Annotated in this window: 13 protein-coding genes; 5 read left to right on the top strand and 8 right to left on the bottom strand. The window is 74.5% G+C overall.

Going from position 1 to position 13,328, the window contains the following annotated elements; genetic code table 11:
* Positions 1-74: 74 nt before the first annotated feature.
* The 5 genes from GA0070603_RS22100 to GA0070603_RS22080 form a co-directional block, all read right to left on the bottom strand.
* Positions 75-977 (bottom strand): hypothetical protein, encoded by a 903-nt coding sequence (locus tag GA0070603_RS22100; RefSeq protein ID WP_091317323.1) that lies wholly within the window; start codon positions 975-977, stop codon positions 75-77.
* A gap of 88 nt (positions 978-1,065) precedes the next feature.
* Entirely contained in the window at positions 1,066-1,482 is a 417-nt protein-coding gene (locus GA0070603_RS22095) for a DUF3263 domain-containing protein (RefSeq protein WP_091317321.1), read from the bottom strand.
* Between the two features lie 99 nt (positions 1,483-1,581).
* Complete coding sequence (locus GA0070603_RS22090; protein WP_091317319.1) at positions 1,582-2,598, bottom strand: ABC transporter permease subunit; 1,017 nt, start codon at positions 2,596-2,598, stop codon at positions 1,582-1,584.
* The gene (locus tag GA0070603_RS22085; protein ID WP_187399801.1) at positions 2,595-3,515 is read right to left on the bottom strand and encodes an ATP-binding cassette domain-containing protein; all 921 of its coding nucleotides are present in this window, start codon (positions 3,513-3,515) and stop codon (positions 2,595-2,597) included. The genes GA0070603_RS22090 and GA0070603_RS22085 overlap by 4 nt, the downstream gene beginning before the upstream one ends.
* 219 nt (positions 3,516-3,734) lie before the next feature.
* Positions 3,735-4,520: a DeoR/GlpR family DNA-binding transcription regulator gene (locus tag GA0070603_RS22080; RefSeq protein ID WP_091322195.1), complete on the bottom strand. Its 786-nt coding sequence runs from the start codon at positions 4,518-4,520 to the stop codon at positions 3,735-3,737.
* Between the two features lie 200 nt (positions 4,521-4,720).
* On the opposite strand from GA0070603_RS22080, the gene GA0070603_RS22075 reads away from it, so the two are divergent.
* Genes GA0070603_RS22075 through nagA form a run of 3 tightly spaced genes read left to right on the top strand, consistent with a single transcriptional unit; the run spans position 4,721 to position 7,685 of the window.
* Entirely contained in the window at positions 4,721-5,650 is a 930-nt protein-coding gene (locus tag GA0070603_RS22075; RefSeq protein WP_091317314.1) for an SIS domain-containing protein, read from the top strand.
* Entirely contained in the window at positions 5,647-6,579 is a 933-nt protein-coding gene (locus GA0070603_RS22070; protein WP_091317312.1) for an ROK family protein, read from the top strand. The genes GA0070603_RS22075 and GA0070603_RS22070 overlap by 4 nt, the downstream gene beginning before the upstream one ends.
* Positions 6,576-7,685 (top strand): N-acetylglucosamine-6-phosphate deacetylase, encoded by a 1,110-nt coding sequence (gene nagA, locus GA0070603_RS22065; protein ID WP_091317309.1) that lies wholly within the window; start codon positions 6,576-6,578, stop codon positions 7,683-7,685. Before GA0070603_RS22070 ends, nagA begins: the two co-directional genes overlap by 4 nt.
* Before the next feature lie 12 nt (positions 7,686-7,697).
* Here the strand turns inward: nagA and GA0070603_RS22060 are convergent, their stop codons facing one another.
* Complete coding sequence (locus GA0070603_RS22060; protein ID WP_091322192.1) at positions 7,698-8,909, bottom strand: DUF4032 domain-containing protein; 1,212 nt, start codon at positions 8,907-8,909, stop codon at positions 7,698-7,700.
* A gap of 137 nt (positions 8,910-9,046) precedes the next feature.
* Here GA0070603_RS22060 and GA0070603_RS22055 point away from each other — a divergent pair, with 137 nt between their 5' ends.
* Together GA0070603_RS22055 and GA0070603_RS22050 are read left to right on the top strand one after the other, a co-directional pair.
* The gene (locus GA0070603_RS22055) at positions 9,047-9,787 is read left to right on the top strand and encodes a phosphatase PAP2 family protein (RefSeq protein ID WP_091317307.1); all 741 of its coding nucleotides are present in this window, start codon (positions 9,047-9,049) and stop codon (positions 9,785-9,787) included.
* Between the two features lie 9 nt (positions 9,788-9,796).
* Complete coding sequence (locus GA0070603_RS22050) at positions 9,797-11,038, top strand: APC family permease (protein ID WP_091317304.1); 1,242 nt, start codon at positions 9,797-9,799, stop codon at positions 11,036-11,038.
* A 4-nt stretch (positions 11,039-11,042) separates the two neighbouring features.
* On the opposite strand, the gene GA0070603_RS22045 is transcribed toward GA0070603_RS22050, so the two are convergent.
* Complete coding sequence (locus GA0070603_RS22045; RefSeq protein ID WP_139131917.1) at positions 11,043-11,483, bottom strand: hypothetical protein; 441 nt, start codon at positions 11,481-11,483, stop codon at positions 11,043-11,045.
* Positions 11,484-11,507: 24 nt separating this feature from the next.
* Positions 11,508-13,292, bottom strand: coding sequence for a potassium channel protein (locus GA0070603_RS22040; protein ID WP_244282584.1), 1,785 nt, complete (start codon positions 13,290-13,292; stop codon positions 11,508-11,510).
* Positions 13,293-13,328: the final 36 nt, after the last annotated feature.

The following is a 13,328-nucleotide window of genomic DNA, read 5'->3' as shown; positions in this document are numbered from 1 at the left end:
CCGGTCGTACCCCCGGGGTGTTCCGCCTCACGCTGCGTTGTCAGCCGACCGGTCCGTTCTGGCCGTGAGGGTGCTCACGCCGCCGGACCGAACTCGCAGAGCATTACCGAGGCGTCGTCGGTGCGCTTGTGCCGGCGCAGGCGGTCCGGGTGGTCCCGCTCCGCCTCCCGGACCCGGTCGATCAGCCCTTCCGGGCCCTCGGTGGCCGCCACGTCGAGCAGGCCGGCCCAGTCGAAGAGGCCGAACTGCTCGACCGCGCAGGAGGCGCCGTCGCTGAGCAACGCGGCCCGCCGCAGCGCACCCGGCCCGCGCAGCGGCAGCGTCCCGGTCACCCCGTGGTACGCCGCGTCCGGGTTGCTGGCGGCCGCCCAGTAGCCGTGGGTCCGGTTCATCAGGCCCCGTTGCGCGGTCACCGCCCGGTGGAACCGGGTCGCCGCGTCGACGCCCCCGTCCGGCAGCGCGGCGGCGGTCCGGCGCAGGTCGTCCAGCGCCGCGTCCAGCCGGTCGTCGGAGACCACGTCGACCCGGTCGCCGGTGTCGAGCACCAGAGGGCTGTCGCACAGCACCAGGTAGTCCACCTGGTCGCCGCCCTCGCGGAGCAGGCAGACGGTGGAGGACGGGGTGCCCGGGTGGTCCAGGTCGCACTCCCCGCCGTGGTCCGCCCGCACCGCCAGGATCGCCGCCGCCAGGCTGCTCATGAGCGTCGCCGCCGGGCGGGACGCGACGGCCAGGCCGATCCGGGCGGCCAGGTGCCGCACGTACCAGGCCGGCCCGTGCACGCACCCGGTGTCGAAACCCTCCGGCACCGTCGCCCCGTCGAGCACGCCCACCAGCGGGCCGAACTGGAACACCACGTCCTCGTTCTCCAGCCGCCCGGGTGCCGGGTCGGAGGCGGAGCGTACCCGCATCATCGGCGCCGTTCCGACCGGTCGGGCCGGCCGGCTGCCGGTCGCGTACCGGCGATCTGGTGCCCCCATCCGTCTGCTCCCTCCGTCGCCGCCCGCCGCCTACCCGGACCGCCGGTGCCCATGCCGGGACGGGCGGAGTCGCGGCGATCGCGGCCGGTCAGCGCCGCCGGTTCCGGGCCCGGGACGAGCGCAGCCTGCGGAGCCGGCCGACCAGCACCGGTTCGGCGGCCAGCGCGGCCGGCTGGTCGAGCAGCGCGTTGAGCAGTTGGTAGTAGCGGGTCGCGGAGAGCCCGAAGGTGTCCCGGATGGCCTGTTCCTTGGCGCCCGCGTGCTTCCACCACTGCTGCTCGAAGGCGAGGATCTTGCGTTCCCGCTCGGTCAGCCCGTCGGTCTCACCGGGCTCCGCCGCGGGTGCCGCCTCCGCGGGCACCTCGTCCGGCGGCGCGGACTCGACCGCGGGGGCGGAGCGGGGTGGCGGGACGGTGACGCCGGCCTCCCGGCGCGTGACGTGGGCGGTCCCGGACGGCTCGGGCCGGTCGTCGGTGACGGCCCGCTCCGTGGCGTCGGCGGGCATGGCGCTCCTCACGAGAACGGGCGACCGGCGCGACGGCGCCGGCCGGGGGACCCCAGCGTAACCAGGGTCCGCCCGGCCCGCATCGGACGCGGCGTCCGGTCAGGAGATGTCGCGCCGGCGCATCGACCAGAACGCGCCGATCAGCACCGCGGCGGCGCCCACCCCGAAGACCAGGGCCGACTGCTGCCAGGTGATCACGAGCTTTGCCGGTTCGCACGCGCCCTTGGCGAACTGGCAGGTGTCGTAGTCGAACAGTTCCGCCTGCTTCATGAACCAGGACTGGGCGTACGTGGAGAGCACGTACCGGTCGCCGAACGGGACGGAGAGCACGTTCACCGCGATCCGGATGCCGATCTCGCTGATCGCGAAGATCGCCACGGCCGCGCCGAGCGCCATCGCGGTGTGCCGCCCCAGCGAGGCGAGCGCGAAGGCGACCGCGCCGACCAGCAGGATGAGGCCGACCGCCCGCAGCCCGTCCAGGCCGATGGAACGCCACACCCCGGCGGTCACCTTGGCGGTGGTCCCCCGGTAGCGGCCGATGAGCCAGAAGGCGAGGGTCCAGAAGGAGCCGAGCACCAGGCTCACCCCGAGCACGGTGGTGAGCAGCGCGGCCAGCTTGGTGCCCAGCACGGCGAGCCGTTTCGGCCGCCAGAGCAGCAGGTTCATCATCCCGCCGGTGCTCCACTCGGCGCCCACGTAGGAGGCGCCGACGATGAACGCGAAGAGCGCCACCGCCCCGGCGAAGACGGCGATGAACATGGGGAACTCGGCCCGGAAGTCGAACTGGTAGGGCAGGTTCCACTTCGGGTCGAACATCTCCGGCTGCGGCTGCCAGTCCCGGCCGCAGTTCGGGCCGTACCGGTCCTCGGTGTTCTGGTCGCCGCGGGCCTTGGCGGCGTCGCAGTCGGCGACCGACTTCTTCCAGTCCTCCACCGCCCGCTGGTACTGGGCGTCGGACTCGGCCTGGGCGGCCGCCACCGTCTCCTTGGAGAGCTGGTGACTGGAGAAGCTGAACGCGGTGGCCACCGCGGCCAGCCCGAGCAGCAGCAGGACGAGCAGCAGCCGGGTGACCCGGCGCTTGCCGAGCCGGCGCAGTTCGGTGACGTACAGGCTCATGCGCCCCAACCTCCCGTGGTGGCGCCGCTGCCCGGCTCACCGACCTTCATGGACTGGTCGACCTGCCGGTGCTGGCCGGGAACCGGCGCGGTGGCGGTCAGTTCGAGGAAGACGCTCTCCAGGTCGACCGCGACGGGGGTCAGCTCGCTGACGTAGAGGCCCTGCTCGGCGAGGACCCGGCTGACCGCGGCCGGCTTGTCGACCCCGGCGAGCATCAGGTGGTCGGGCTCGGCGGTGACCCGGATCCCGGCCCGGGTCAGGGTCTCGGCGGCCTGCGGCAGGTCGGTGACCGCCTCCAGGCGGACCCGCACGGCACCCTGCGAGTGGGCGGCGAGCACCTCGTCGACCGGCCCGAACGCGACCCGCCGGCCCAGCGAGATGATGGTGACCGAGTCGCAGATGAGCTGGATCTCGCCGAGGATGTGGCTGGAGAGCACCACTGTCATCCCGGCGGCGGCGAGGTCGCGCATGAGCCCGCGCATCTCCCGGATGCCGCCCGGGTCGAGGCCGTTGGCCGGCTCGTCCAGGATCAGCAGCTTCGGGTTCTTGAGCAGCGCGGAGGCGACCGCGAGCCGCTGCTTCATGCCGAGCGAGTAGGTCTTCACCCGCTCCCCGGCCCGGTCGCGCAGCCCCACCAGCTCCAGCACCTCGTCGACCCGCTGCCGGGGCAGCTCACCGGCCTGCGCGAGCAGGCCGAGGGTGTCCCGGGCGGAGAAGTGCGGGAAGAACTGCGGGCTCTCCACGATGGCCCCGACCTGGCCGGCGACCGCGGGCAGCGCCTGCGGCAGCTCCTGGCCCAGGATGGCCATCCGGCCGCCGTTGGGCCGGATGAGCCCGAGCAGCGTGCGCAGGGTGGTGGTCTTGCCCGAGCCGTTCGGGCCGAGGAAGCCGTGCACCTGGCCGGCCTCGACCCGCATGTCGAAGCCGTCGAGCGCGTGGCGGACCCCGCGTTTCCGGCTCCGGTACGTCTTGCGGAGACCCTCGATCTCCAGGACAGCCGACAAGCTGACCTCCCCCGATAAGTAGGTGACAGCGGACACCATACGCGGTATGCAGCCGGAGACAATACCCGGTATGCATCGGGGTTTTCCCGGATTCGGGGTCAGGCGCAGGGGAAGGCGCGCCGGGGAGCCGCGTCAGGCGCAGACGACGTGCACGCCCGCGTCGCGGAACGCCTGCACCACGGCGGGGGACGCGCCGGAGTCGGTCACCAGCGTCTCGATCCGGTCCACCGGGCAGATCCGGGCGAAGGCGTGTCCGCCCAGCTTGGACGAGTCGGCGATGACCACGACCCGCTTGGCCCGGGCCACCATGAGGCTGTTCATGGCCGCCTCGCCCTCGTGGTGGGCGGCGGCGCCGAGCTGCGGGTCGATCGCGTCCACGCCGAGCAGCGCCACGTCCAGCGTCACCTCGCGCAGCAGCGCCCCGCCCAGCGGGCCCACCAGCTCGAACGACTTGGGCCGGACCACGCCGCCGGCCACCACCACCTTCATCCGCGAGCGCACCAGCAGCTCGTTGGCGATGTTCAGGGCGTTGGTGACGACGGTGAGCTGCGCACCCTCGGCGCTGGTGTTCAGGTCGGGGCGGACGGCGAGGGCCCGGGCCACCTCCGTGCTGGTGGTGCCGCCGTTCAGGCCGACCACGGTGCCCGGCGAGACGAGCGCGGCGGCGGCCGCCCCGATCCGCTGCTTCTCGGCCGAGTGCTTGGCCGTCTTGTAGCGCAGCGGCAGGTCGTAGGAGACACCGTTGGCGACGGCGCCGCCCCGGGTACGCGTGATCATCTGCTGCTGCGCGAGCTGGTCGAAGTCACGCCGGATGGTGGCCTGGGAGACGTCCAGGCGCTCGGCCGCCTCCTCGACGCTGACCCGGCCGCTGTCGGTCAGCATCTCGAGCAGCGCGTTCCATCGCGCGTAGCGGTCCACCGCGGGGGCCTCCACTGGCTCTTGCACGAACGGTGATTGATTGCGTGCACAGTAGTGCGCGAAACTGGTCAGGCGCAAAACCCTGTCCTGCGCGATCTGGGAGCCGGTTGCCACGGCCACCCCGAATCGCGCAGAATGACGCGCGAAAGGCGGCCATATCGCGCCGTATTGCGCAAGGTCTCCCCTGGCGAGGAGTTGTCATGGCGTACGTGCACGCGGAGATCGCGAGCCAGCCCGACTGCTGGCGGGAGGCGGCGCGACTCGCCCCGACCGTCGCCGACCGCCTGCCGCGCCCCGGCGAGCGGGTCGCCGTCGTCGGGTGCGGCACGTCGTGGTTCATGGCGGCCGCGTACGCCGGGCTGCGCGAGCGCGCCGGCCAGGGCGAGACCGACGCCTTCCAGGCCAGCGAGTTCCCCACCGGCCGCCGCTACGACCGGCTCATCGCCATCACCCGCTCCGGCACCACCACCGAGGTGCTGGACCTGCTCGCCGCACTGCGCGGGCAGGTGCCCACCACGGTCCTGGTGGGTGACCCCGCCTCGCCGGCCGTCGAACTGGCCGACGCGGCGGTGCCCCTGCCCTTCGCCGACGAACGCTCGGTGGTGCAGACCCGCTTCGCCACCACCGCGCTCGCGCTGCTCCGCGCCCACCTCGGCGAGGACCTGGGCCGGCTGGCCGCCGACGCCGAGGTCGCCGTCCGGGCCCCGCTGCCGATCGACCCGGCCACCATCGAGCAGGTCACCTTCCTCGGCCGCGGCTGGACCGTCGGGCTGGCCCAGGAGGCCGCGCTGAAGTGCCGCGAGGCGGCCACCTTCTGGGCCGAGGCGTACCCGGCCATGGACTACCGGCACGGCCCCATCTCGATCGCCGCCCCGGGCCGGCTGGTCTGGGCGTTCGGCGGGATCCCGGAGGGGTTGCCCGAGGACGTCGCCGCCACCGGCGCGGCCTTCGTGCACAGCCGGACGCACGGCTGCCACACCGTGCTGACCAGCTGGGCGGCCGGGCGCAACCCGGTCGACCCGATGGCGGACCTGATCCTCGCCCAGCGCTTCGCCGTCGCGCTGGCCACCAGCCGCGGCCTCGACCCCGACGCTCCTCGCCACCTGACCCGGTCCGTGGTGCTCGCATGACGCCAGGCGACGAGGTCGTCGTCGCGCTGGACGTGGGCGGCACCGGGATGAAGTGCGCCCTGGTCCGGCCGGACGGCGCCACCGTCCACGCGGAGCGGCACGCCACCGACGCGGCGCGCGGCCCCGAGGCGGTGGTGGGCACGATCCTCGACGTGGCCGAAGGGCTGGCCGGCAAGGCCCGCGCCGACGGCCTCACCCCGGTGGCGTGCGGCATCGCCGTGCCCGGGGTGGTCGACGAGGCCCGCGGCGTCGCGGTCTGGTCGGCGAACGTGGGCTTCCGGGACGTACCCCTGCGGGACCTGGCGCGGGAGCGGCTCGGCCTGCCCACGGCGCTCGGCCACGACGTGCGGGTGGGCGGCCTGGCCGAGGCCCGGCTCGGCGCCGGGCGGGACGCCGGCCACGTGCTCTTCGTCGCGATCGGCACCGGCATCGCCGCCGCCCACGTGGTCGACGGGTGGGCCGCCGTCGGCGCGCACGGCGCCGCCGGGGAGATCGGGCACATCCTGGTACGCCCAGACGGCCCGCCCTGCGGCTGCGGCCGCCCCGGCTGCCTGGAGGCGGTGGCGTCGGCCTCGGCCATCGGCCGCCGCTACGCCGAGCTGTCCGGCGCCCCGGCCACCGCCGCCGAGGTGGCCGACCGGGCGGCGGCCGGCGAGCCGCTGGCCGGCCGCGTCTGGCGGGAGGCGGTCGAGGCGCTGGCCGACGGCCTGGCCACCGGGCAGGCGCTCTTCGACGTGGCGACCATCGTGATCGGCGGCGGGCTGGCCCAGGCCGGTCCCCGGCTGTTCGACCCGCTGCGCACGGCGCTGCGCGAGCGGCTGACCTTCCACCGGGAGCCGCGCCTGGTCGCCGCGGCCCTCGGCGACGAGGCCGGCTGCCTCGGCGCCGCCCTGCTGGCCCTGGACACCCTGGCGAAGGAGAGCCGATGACCCTGCGCGTGACCGGCAAGGTGGTGACCCCGACCGGCGTGATCCGGCAGGGTTGCGTCGAGATCGCGGGCGACCGGATCCGGGCCGTCGCCGAGTACCCCACGGTGCGTGACGGGCACTGGATCGTGCCGGGCTTCGTGGACATGCACACCCACGGCGGGGGCGGGCACACCTTCACCACCGGTGACGCGGAGTCGGCCCGCCAGGCCGCCGACTTCCACCTCGGTCACGGCACCACCACGCTGCTGGCCAGCCTGGTCAGCTCGCCGTTCCCGCTGATGCGCGAGGCCACCGCCGCGTACCGGCCGCTTGTCGAGTCCGGGGTGCTGGCCGGCGTCCACTTCGAGGGGCCCTACCTGTCGGCGGCCCGCTGCGGCGCGCAGAACCCGGAGTTCCTCCGCGACCCGTCCACCGAGGAGCTGGCCGAGCTGATCGAGCTGGGCGGCGGCGCGGTCCGGATGGTCACGCTGGCCCCCGAGCGGGACGGCGCGGTGGAGGCCGTCAAGCTGCTGGTCGGCCACGGCGTGGTGGCGGCGGTCGGGCACACCGACGCCACCTGGGAGCAGACCCGGGCGGCCGTGGCGGCCGGCGCGAGCGTCGGCACCCACCTGTTCAACGGGATGCGTCCGGTGCACCACCGCGAGCCGGGGCCCGTGGTGGCCCTGCTGGAGGCCCCGAACGTGGTCTGCGAGCTGGTCGCCGACGGCGTGCACCTGCACGACGGCATGCTCGGCTTCGCCACCTCGGTGGCCGGCCCGGACCGGGCCGCCCTCATCACCGACGCGATGGCCGCCGCCGGCATGCCCGACGGCGAGTACGAGCTGGGCGGCCAGGCCGTCACCGTGGCCGACGGGGTGGCGCGGCTCAGCCGGGACGGCGCGATCGCCGGCAGCACGCTGACCATGGACGCCGCCCTGCGGCACGCCGTCGGCGCGGGGATTCCCCTGCCGGACGCTTGCCGGATGGTCGCCACCACGCCGGCCCGGGCCATCGGCCTGGGCGACCGGCTGGGCGCGCTCCAGGCCGGCCTCCGGGCCGACCTGGTCGTCCTCGACGACGACCTCAACGTGGTCCGGGTGATGCGCGCGGGCGCCTGGGTGGAGTGAGGCCCGGCCCGCTCAGCCGGCTGCCGGCACCTCGACGCCGAGCACCGCCTGCTCGTCCGGGCGGTGCACCAGCACGTCGGCCAGGTACGACTGCACCGCCTGGCGCATGCCGACGTCCCGGCCGGCCCGCTCCGAGAGCAGCCACTTGTGCTCGATGATCTGGGCGAACAGCTCCTGCGGCTCCAGCTTGCGGCGCAGGTGCGCCGGCACCGCCCGGACCACCGGCTCGAACACCTCGGTGAGCCAGCGGTGCGCGGCCTGCTGCTCGTCGGTCAGGTCGCTCTCCACCCGGTACGCGTCCAGGTCGTTGAGGAGCTTGCGCGCCTGGTTCTCCTCGGCGTCCAGACCGGTGAGCCGGAGCAGCCGCCGGGTGTGGTAGCCGGCGTCGACCACCTTGGGCCGGACCAGGTATCGCCCGTTGTCGACCGTCGACATGGCCACCTCGGCGACGTCGAAGCCCAGTTCGTTGAGGCGGCGGATCCGGCCCTCGATGTCGTGCCGGGCCTCCCGCTCGACCTGCTGCTCGTAGGTGATCTCGTGCCAGAGCCGCTCGTAGCGCCGCACGACCTCCTCGCACACCACCTCGGGGTCGATCGACTCGTGCAGCAGGCCGGCGGCCTGGAGGTCGAGCGCCTCGCCGAAGATGTTGACCCGGGCGATCTCCAGGTCCTCGCTGCGCTGGCCGTTGGAGAGCGACGGGTGCAGCGCGCCGGTCTCGGCATCCACCAGGTAGGCGGCGAAGGCGCCCGCGTCCCGCCGGAACAGCGTGTTCGACAGCGAGCAGTCGCCCCAGAAGAAACCGGTCAGGTGCATCCGCACGATCAGCGCGGCCAGCGCGTCCAGCAGCCGGTTCATCGTCTCCGGGCGCAACGTGTTGGAGAACAGCGCCCGGTACGGCAGCGAGAACTGGAGGTGCCGGGTGATCAGCACCGGGTCGAGCGGCTCGCCGTCGTCGGTCTGCCGGTCGGCCACGATCGCGATCGCCTCGACGGACGGGAAGTCGATCCGCTCCAGCGCCCGGAGCAGGTCGTACTCCCGTTCCGCGACCCGCTCGCCGGTCTCCTTCACGGCGTAGACGTAGCCGCCGAGCCGGACGAACCGCACGATGTGCCGCGAGATGCCCTGCGGCAGCGCGACCAGGTGTTCGGCAGGCCACTCCTCCAGCGGGGTCGACCAGGGAAGGTCGAGCAGCGCCGGGTCGACGAGGGCCGAGGTGATCCGCACGGCCACAAGTGTGACCGCTCACCCGGCCGAGCGCCTCCCTTCGTGGTTGGGCCCACAGCCGCCGCCGCCCGCGCCGGTCCGGCGCCGCGGGCGGCCGGTAGCGTGGTCGCGTGCGGGAGACCACAGGGGTACGCCGGATGCCGCGCCTCCGGCCCGTCCGGCCGGCCGGCTGGTGGTTCGACGGGCTGCTGCTCGCCGCCCTCGTGGCGCTCACCGTGGCGCTGGCCGAGGGGCACCTCTTCGGGCTCGACCGGGCCGTCGCCGACTGGTCCGCCGCGCACCGGCCGACCGCCGCCCGGTGGGCCGCCATGGTGCTGAACCTGCTCGGCCAGGGCACACCGCTGACCCTGCTCGCGGCGGGGCTCGGCGTGCTGCTGGCGGTGCGACTCCGCTCGATCCGCCCGGTGCTGCCGCCGGTCACCGCGTTCGCGCTCACCTACCTGACCATCGGGCCGTTGAAGGTGTGGACCGCACGGCCCGCGCCGAGCGCCAGCGTGAAGGAGCCGTTCCTGGCGCCCGAGCAGACCCTGCCGCTGTTCCAGCACGACCTGCCGGTGCGCTTCGCCCAGTCGTACCCGTCTGGGCACGTGGCCAACGCGATCGTCTGGTACGGCGTGCTCGCCCTGCTGCTGGCCCCCCTGCTGCGCACCTTCGGCCGGACCGTCCCGCCCCGGCTGGTCACCGTGGTCCGGGTGGTGCCGCCGCTCGTCGTCCTCTGCACCACCATCTACCTGGGCTGGCACTGGCTCACCGACTCGGTCGCCGGGCTGCTGCTCGGCCTGCTGCTGGACCGCCTGCTGCACCGGGCGCCCTGGGACGACCTTCCGTTGCCCGGCCCGCTGCGCCACCGGGACCGGCCGTTCACCTCCATGACCTAGCCTGCGCTGGTGGCAGAACTGGCGCGCCGGCTGGGCGTACCCGACGCGGTCGTCATCGGGCTCGGGTCGATGCTCGGCGCGGGCGTCTTCGTGGTCTTCGCCCCCGCCGCGGCGGCGGCCGGCGGCGCCGGCCTGCTGGTCGCACTGGCCCTCGCCGGCTTCATCGCCTTCTGCAACGCGACCAGCTCGGCCCGGCTCGCCGCCCGCTACCCGGAGTCCGGCGGCACCTACGTCTACGGCCGGGAGCGACTGCACCCGTTCGCGGGGTTCCTCGCCGGCTGGGGCTTCGTGATCGGCAAGACCGCGAGCTGCGCCGCCATGGCCCTGACCATCGGGGCGTACCTCTGGCCGGGGCGGGCGCGGCTCATCGCGGTCCTCGCGGTGCTGGCCGTGACCGCCGTGAACCTGCGCGGCATCGGGAAGACCGCGGCGGCCACCCGGGTGCTGGTCGGCGTGGTGCTCACGGTGCTCGCCGTGGTGGCGGTGACCGGCGCCCCGCACGTCGCGACCGACCGGCTGGCCGGGTTCGCCGACACCGGTGTCCGGGGCGTGCTCACCGCCGCCGGCCTGCTCTTCTTCGCCTTCGCCGGTTACGCCCGGATCGCCACGCTCGGCGAGGAGGTCCGCGACCCGGAACGCACCGTCCCGCGCGCGGTGCCGCTGGCGCTCGGCGTGGTGCTGGCCATCTACCTGGTGCTGGCCGTGGTCGCGGTCGGCGTGCTGGGCGAGCAGCGGCTCGGCGACTCGACCGCACCGCTGGCCGAGGTGGTGACCGCGGCCGGGCTGCCCGGCCTGGCCTGGCTGGTGCGGGCCGGGGCGACAGTGGCGGTGACCGGGGTGCTGCTCTCCCTGCTGGCCGGGGTCGGCCGGACCACGCTGGCGATGGCCCGCCGCCGGGACCTGCCGGGCGCGCTGGCCGCCGTGCACCCGCGCTACCAGGTGCCGCACCGCGCCGAGCTGGCCGTGGCCGCCGTGGTGATCGTCGTGGTGTCCCTGGTCGACGTCCGCGGTGCGATCGGCTTCTCCAGCTGCACGGTGCTGGTCTACTACGCGATCGCCAACGCCTCGGCGCTCACCCTCGGCCGGGATCCGGCCCGGAAGCTGCCGGTGCAGCTGCTCGCCGCGCTGGGGCTGGTCGGCTGCCTGCTGCTCGCGGTCAACCTGCCGGTCGCCAGCGTGCTCACCGGCTTCGGCGTGCTCGCCCTCGGCGCCGCCTGGTACGCCCTCCGCCACACCACCCGGCCAACATGACCCGCTACTCGGACGCCGGTCGAGTACAGATGATCCAGATGTCGTACTCCTCGACTGTCACTCCGCAGACCGCGTCACCGGCGACAGACATCGCGACGAACTCCGGCTGACCGGGGTAGGGCCCGAGCTCTCCGAGACGCACCGGCTCGCACGGCAACCGCACGAGCGCCCAGGCAGCGTCACCGCCCGACAGGCTCACCAGCAGACGCCCGTCGCCGGTCACCACCCGGTGCTCGACCAGCAGACGGCGCCACTCCCGCTCCAGCTTGGCCTGCCCATCCTCCTCGTCGTGGCCGATCCGGCACGTGGGTTGCGCCAGGGAGCTGATCACTGGTCGCCAAGCCGCGGTAACCGACGGCAACCCCGGCGGGGCGAAGGGCGACTCAAGGACCTCCAGGCCGGCCGCACCGAGCCGGTCAATCGACGACACCATCACTCCAGGCACCAGGTGGAAACTGCCGGGGCAGCATCATTCGTCCGGTTGGCGGGGGGCCGGGGCGCCGGCCGGGGCGGGCGGCGGCACGGGCGTGGTCTCGCGGAGCAGGGCCGTCAACCCGGCGCGGCGGGCCACCACTGTCAGCCGGTCCCCCGCGTGGATCACCATCCGCGGGTCGGCGGACCACTCCGTCTTCTGCCCGGCCCGGGTGTAGGCCAGCAGGCGCACCTCGCCGGGACGGGCCACAGCGGCGAGCGGCCGGCCGTCGAGCGGTGAGCCGGCCACCACCGGCACCTCGGTGACCAGCAGCGCGTGCCGGTCGACCGGGATGGTGGCGATCACCGCGCGGTCCAGCATGGCCGCCGCGAACGCCGGTGCGGCCAGGTACGACACGCTGCGCGAGATCCCGATGCCGAACGCCTGCTGGATCCGCTCGGCGAAGTCGCCGTCGAAGAGGCGCAGCACCACCCGCAGGTCGGGGTCGAGGGACCGGGCGTTGAGCGCGGCGCGGAGGTTGACCCCGTCGTCGGTGGAGACCACCACGAGCGCCTGGCTGGTGTCGACGGAGGCGGCCCGCAGCGTCTCCTCCTGCCCGGCGTCCCCGATGATCAGCGGCACGCCGAGCCGGTGCGCCAGCGGGGCGCCGCGCGCCTCCGGGTTCTTGTCGATGGCCACCACCTCGACCCCGAAGTCGTGCAGTTGCGCCATGACCCGGGTGCCGATGTTGCCCAGCCCGACCACCACCACGTGCCCGGACCGGTCGGGCTGGATCCGGCCGGCGTGCAGGGCGAGCCGGGCGTTCACGATGCCGTCGACGACGGCGGCCGTGATGAGCGGGATGAGCGCCAGCCCGGCCAGGTTGAGCACCACCTGCATGACCTGGGCGGCGAGCGGCTTGTTGACGTCCGGGTCCTGCCCGCTGAGGGTGGTGACGAGGGTGAGGTAGAGCGCCTCGGACCAGGTCACGTCCGCCGCCCGGGCGTTGAGCCAGCCGAGCACGGCGATCACCGCGAGCAGCACCAGCACCGCCACGCCGATCTTGCGGGTGGCGAAGCTGCGGAGCGCGCGGAGCAGCACCGCCACCGGCTGCCGGCGACGGCGGGCGCGGACCAGCCGGCGGGCGGCCAGCTCGGTGCCGGGCGGCCGCCCGGTCGCCTCGGCCAGCACCACGTCGGCCGATGACTCGTCGGCGGGCAGCACCCGGACCAGCTCCGGGTCGGTGGTGACGGCCAGCCCGCTGACCACGTCCTGCGGGCGTACGTCGGCGCGGCGGGCCACGTAGAGGGTGCGGCCGGCGTGCCGGAAATGGGTGGGGGCCAGCTCGCCGAGGGCGGCGGCCACGAACGCCGGGGCGGAGATCGAGGCGTCGGAGAGCACCGCCGAGTCGGGGAAGAGCTGCCGCACGCCGTTGGCCAGGCTGGTGTTGAACATCCGGACCACCAAGCGCAGCCGGGGCTCGACCTCCTGGGCGCACAGCGCCGCGTGCATGTTGCCCACGTCGTCCTGGTGCAGCAGGGCCAGCCCGTCCGCCCCGGCCAGCCCGGCCCGGCGGAAGGCGGCCTCGTCGAGCCGGTCCGCCCGGACGACCTGGACGCCCGGGAGATCCCGACCGTCGGGCCCCTCGGAGCGTCGGCGCTCCGGCACCACGAGGGTGACCCGCACCCGGCCGGCGGGCGGGTCGGTGGCGAGCAGCGAGCGGACCACCCAGTAGGCCAACGGGTCCGAGCCGCAGACCACGTAGTGCGGACGGACGTCGCCGTTCATCTTCAGCCGCCATCCGGTCGCCCGGCGCGCGCGGTCGCGGAGGGGCTCGGCCATGTCCGGATCGTAGTCAGTCGCTCGCAGCGCGCGCAG

Source organism: Micromonospora chersina (assembly GCF_900091475.1).
GTDB classification, from domain to species: Bacteria; Actinomycetota; Actinomycetes; order Mycobacteriales; family Micromonosporaceae; genus Micromonospora; species Micromonospora chersina.
This window is presented reverse-complemented; position numbering and strand designations above follow the sequence as displayed.

What these genes read in the sequence shown, in the direction of transcription:
- GA0070603_RS22100 (WP_091317323.1), bottom strand. Translation starts at nt 977, where the DNA reads ATGGGGGCACCAGATCGCCGGTACGCGACCGGCAGCCGGCCGGCCCGA.
- GA0070603_RS22095 (WP_091317321.1), bottom strand. Translation starts at nt 1,482, where the DNA reads ATGCCCGCCGACGCCACGGAGCGGGCCGTCACCGACGACCGGCCCGAG.
- GA0070603_RS22090 (WP_091317319.1), bottom strand. Translation starts at nt 2,598, where the DNA reads ATGAGCCTGTACGTCACCGAACTGCGCCGGCTCGGCAAGCGCCGGGTC.
- GA0070603_RS22085 (WP_187399801.1), bottom strand. Translation starts at nt 3,515, where the DNA reads ATGCGGGTCGAGGCCGGCCAGGTGCACGGCTTCCTCGGCCCGAACGGC.
- GA0070603_RS22075 (WP_091317314.1), top strand. Translation starts at nt 4,721, where the DNA reads ATGGCGTACGTGCACGCGGAGATCGCGAGCCAGCCCGACTGCTGGCGG.
- GA0070603_RS22070 (WP_091317312.1), top strand. Translation starts at nt 5,647, where the DNA reads ATGACGCCAGGCGACGAGGTCGTCGTCGCGCTGGACGTGGGCGGCACC.
- nagA (WP_091317309.1), top strand. Translation starts at nt 6,576, where the DNA reads ATGACCCTGCGCGTGACCGGCAAGGTGGTGACCCCGACCGGCGTGATC.
- GA0070603_RS22055 (WP_091317307.1), top strand. Translation starts at nt 9,047, where the DNA reads ATGCCGCGCCTCCGGCCCGTCCGGCCGGCCGGCTGGTGGTTCGACGGG.
- GA0070603_RS22040 (WP_244282584.1), bottom strand. Translation starts at nt 13,292, where the DNA reads ATGGCCGAGCCCCTCCGCGACCGCGCGCGCCGGGCGACCGGATGGCGG.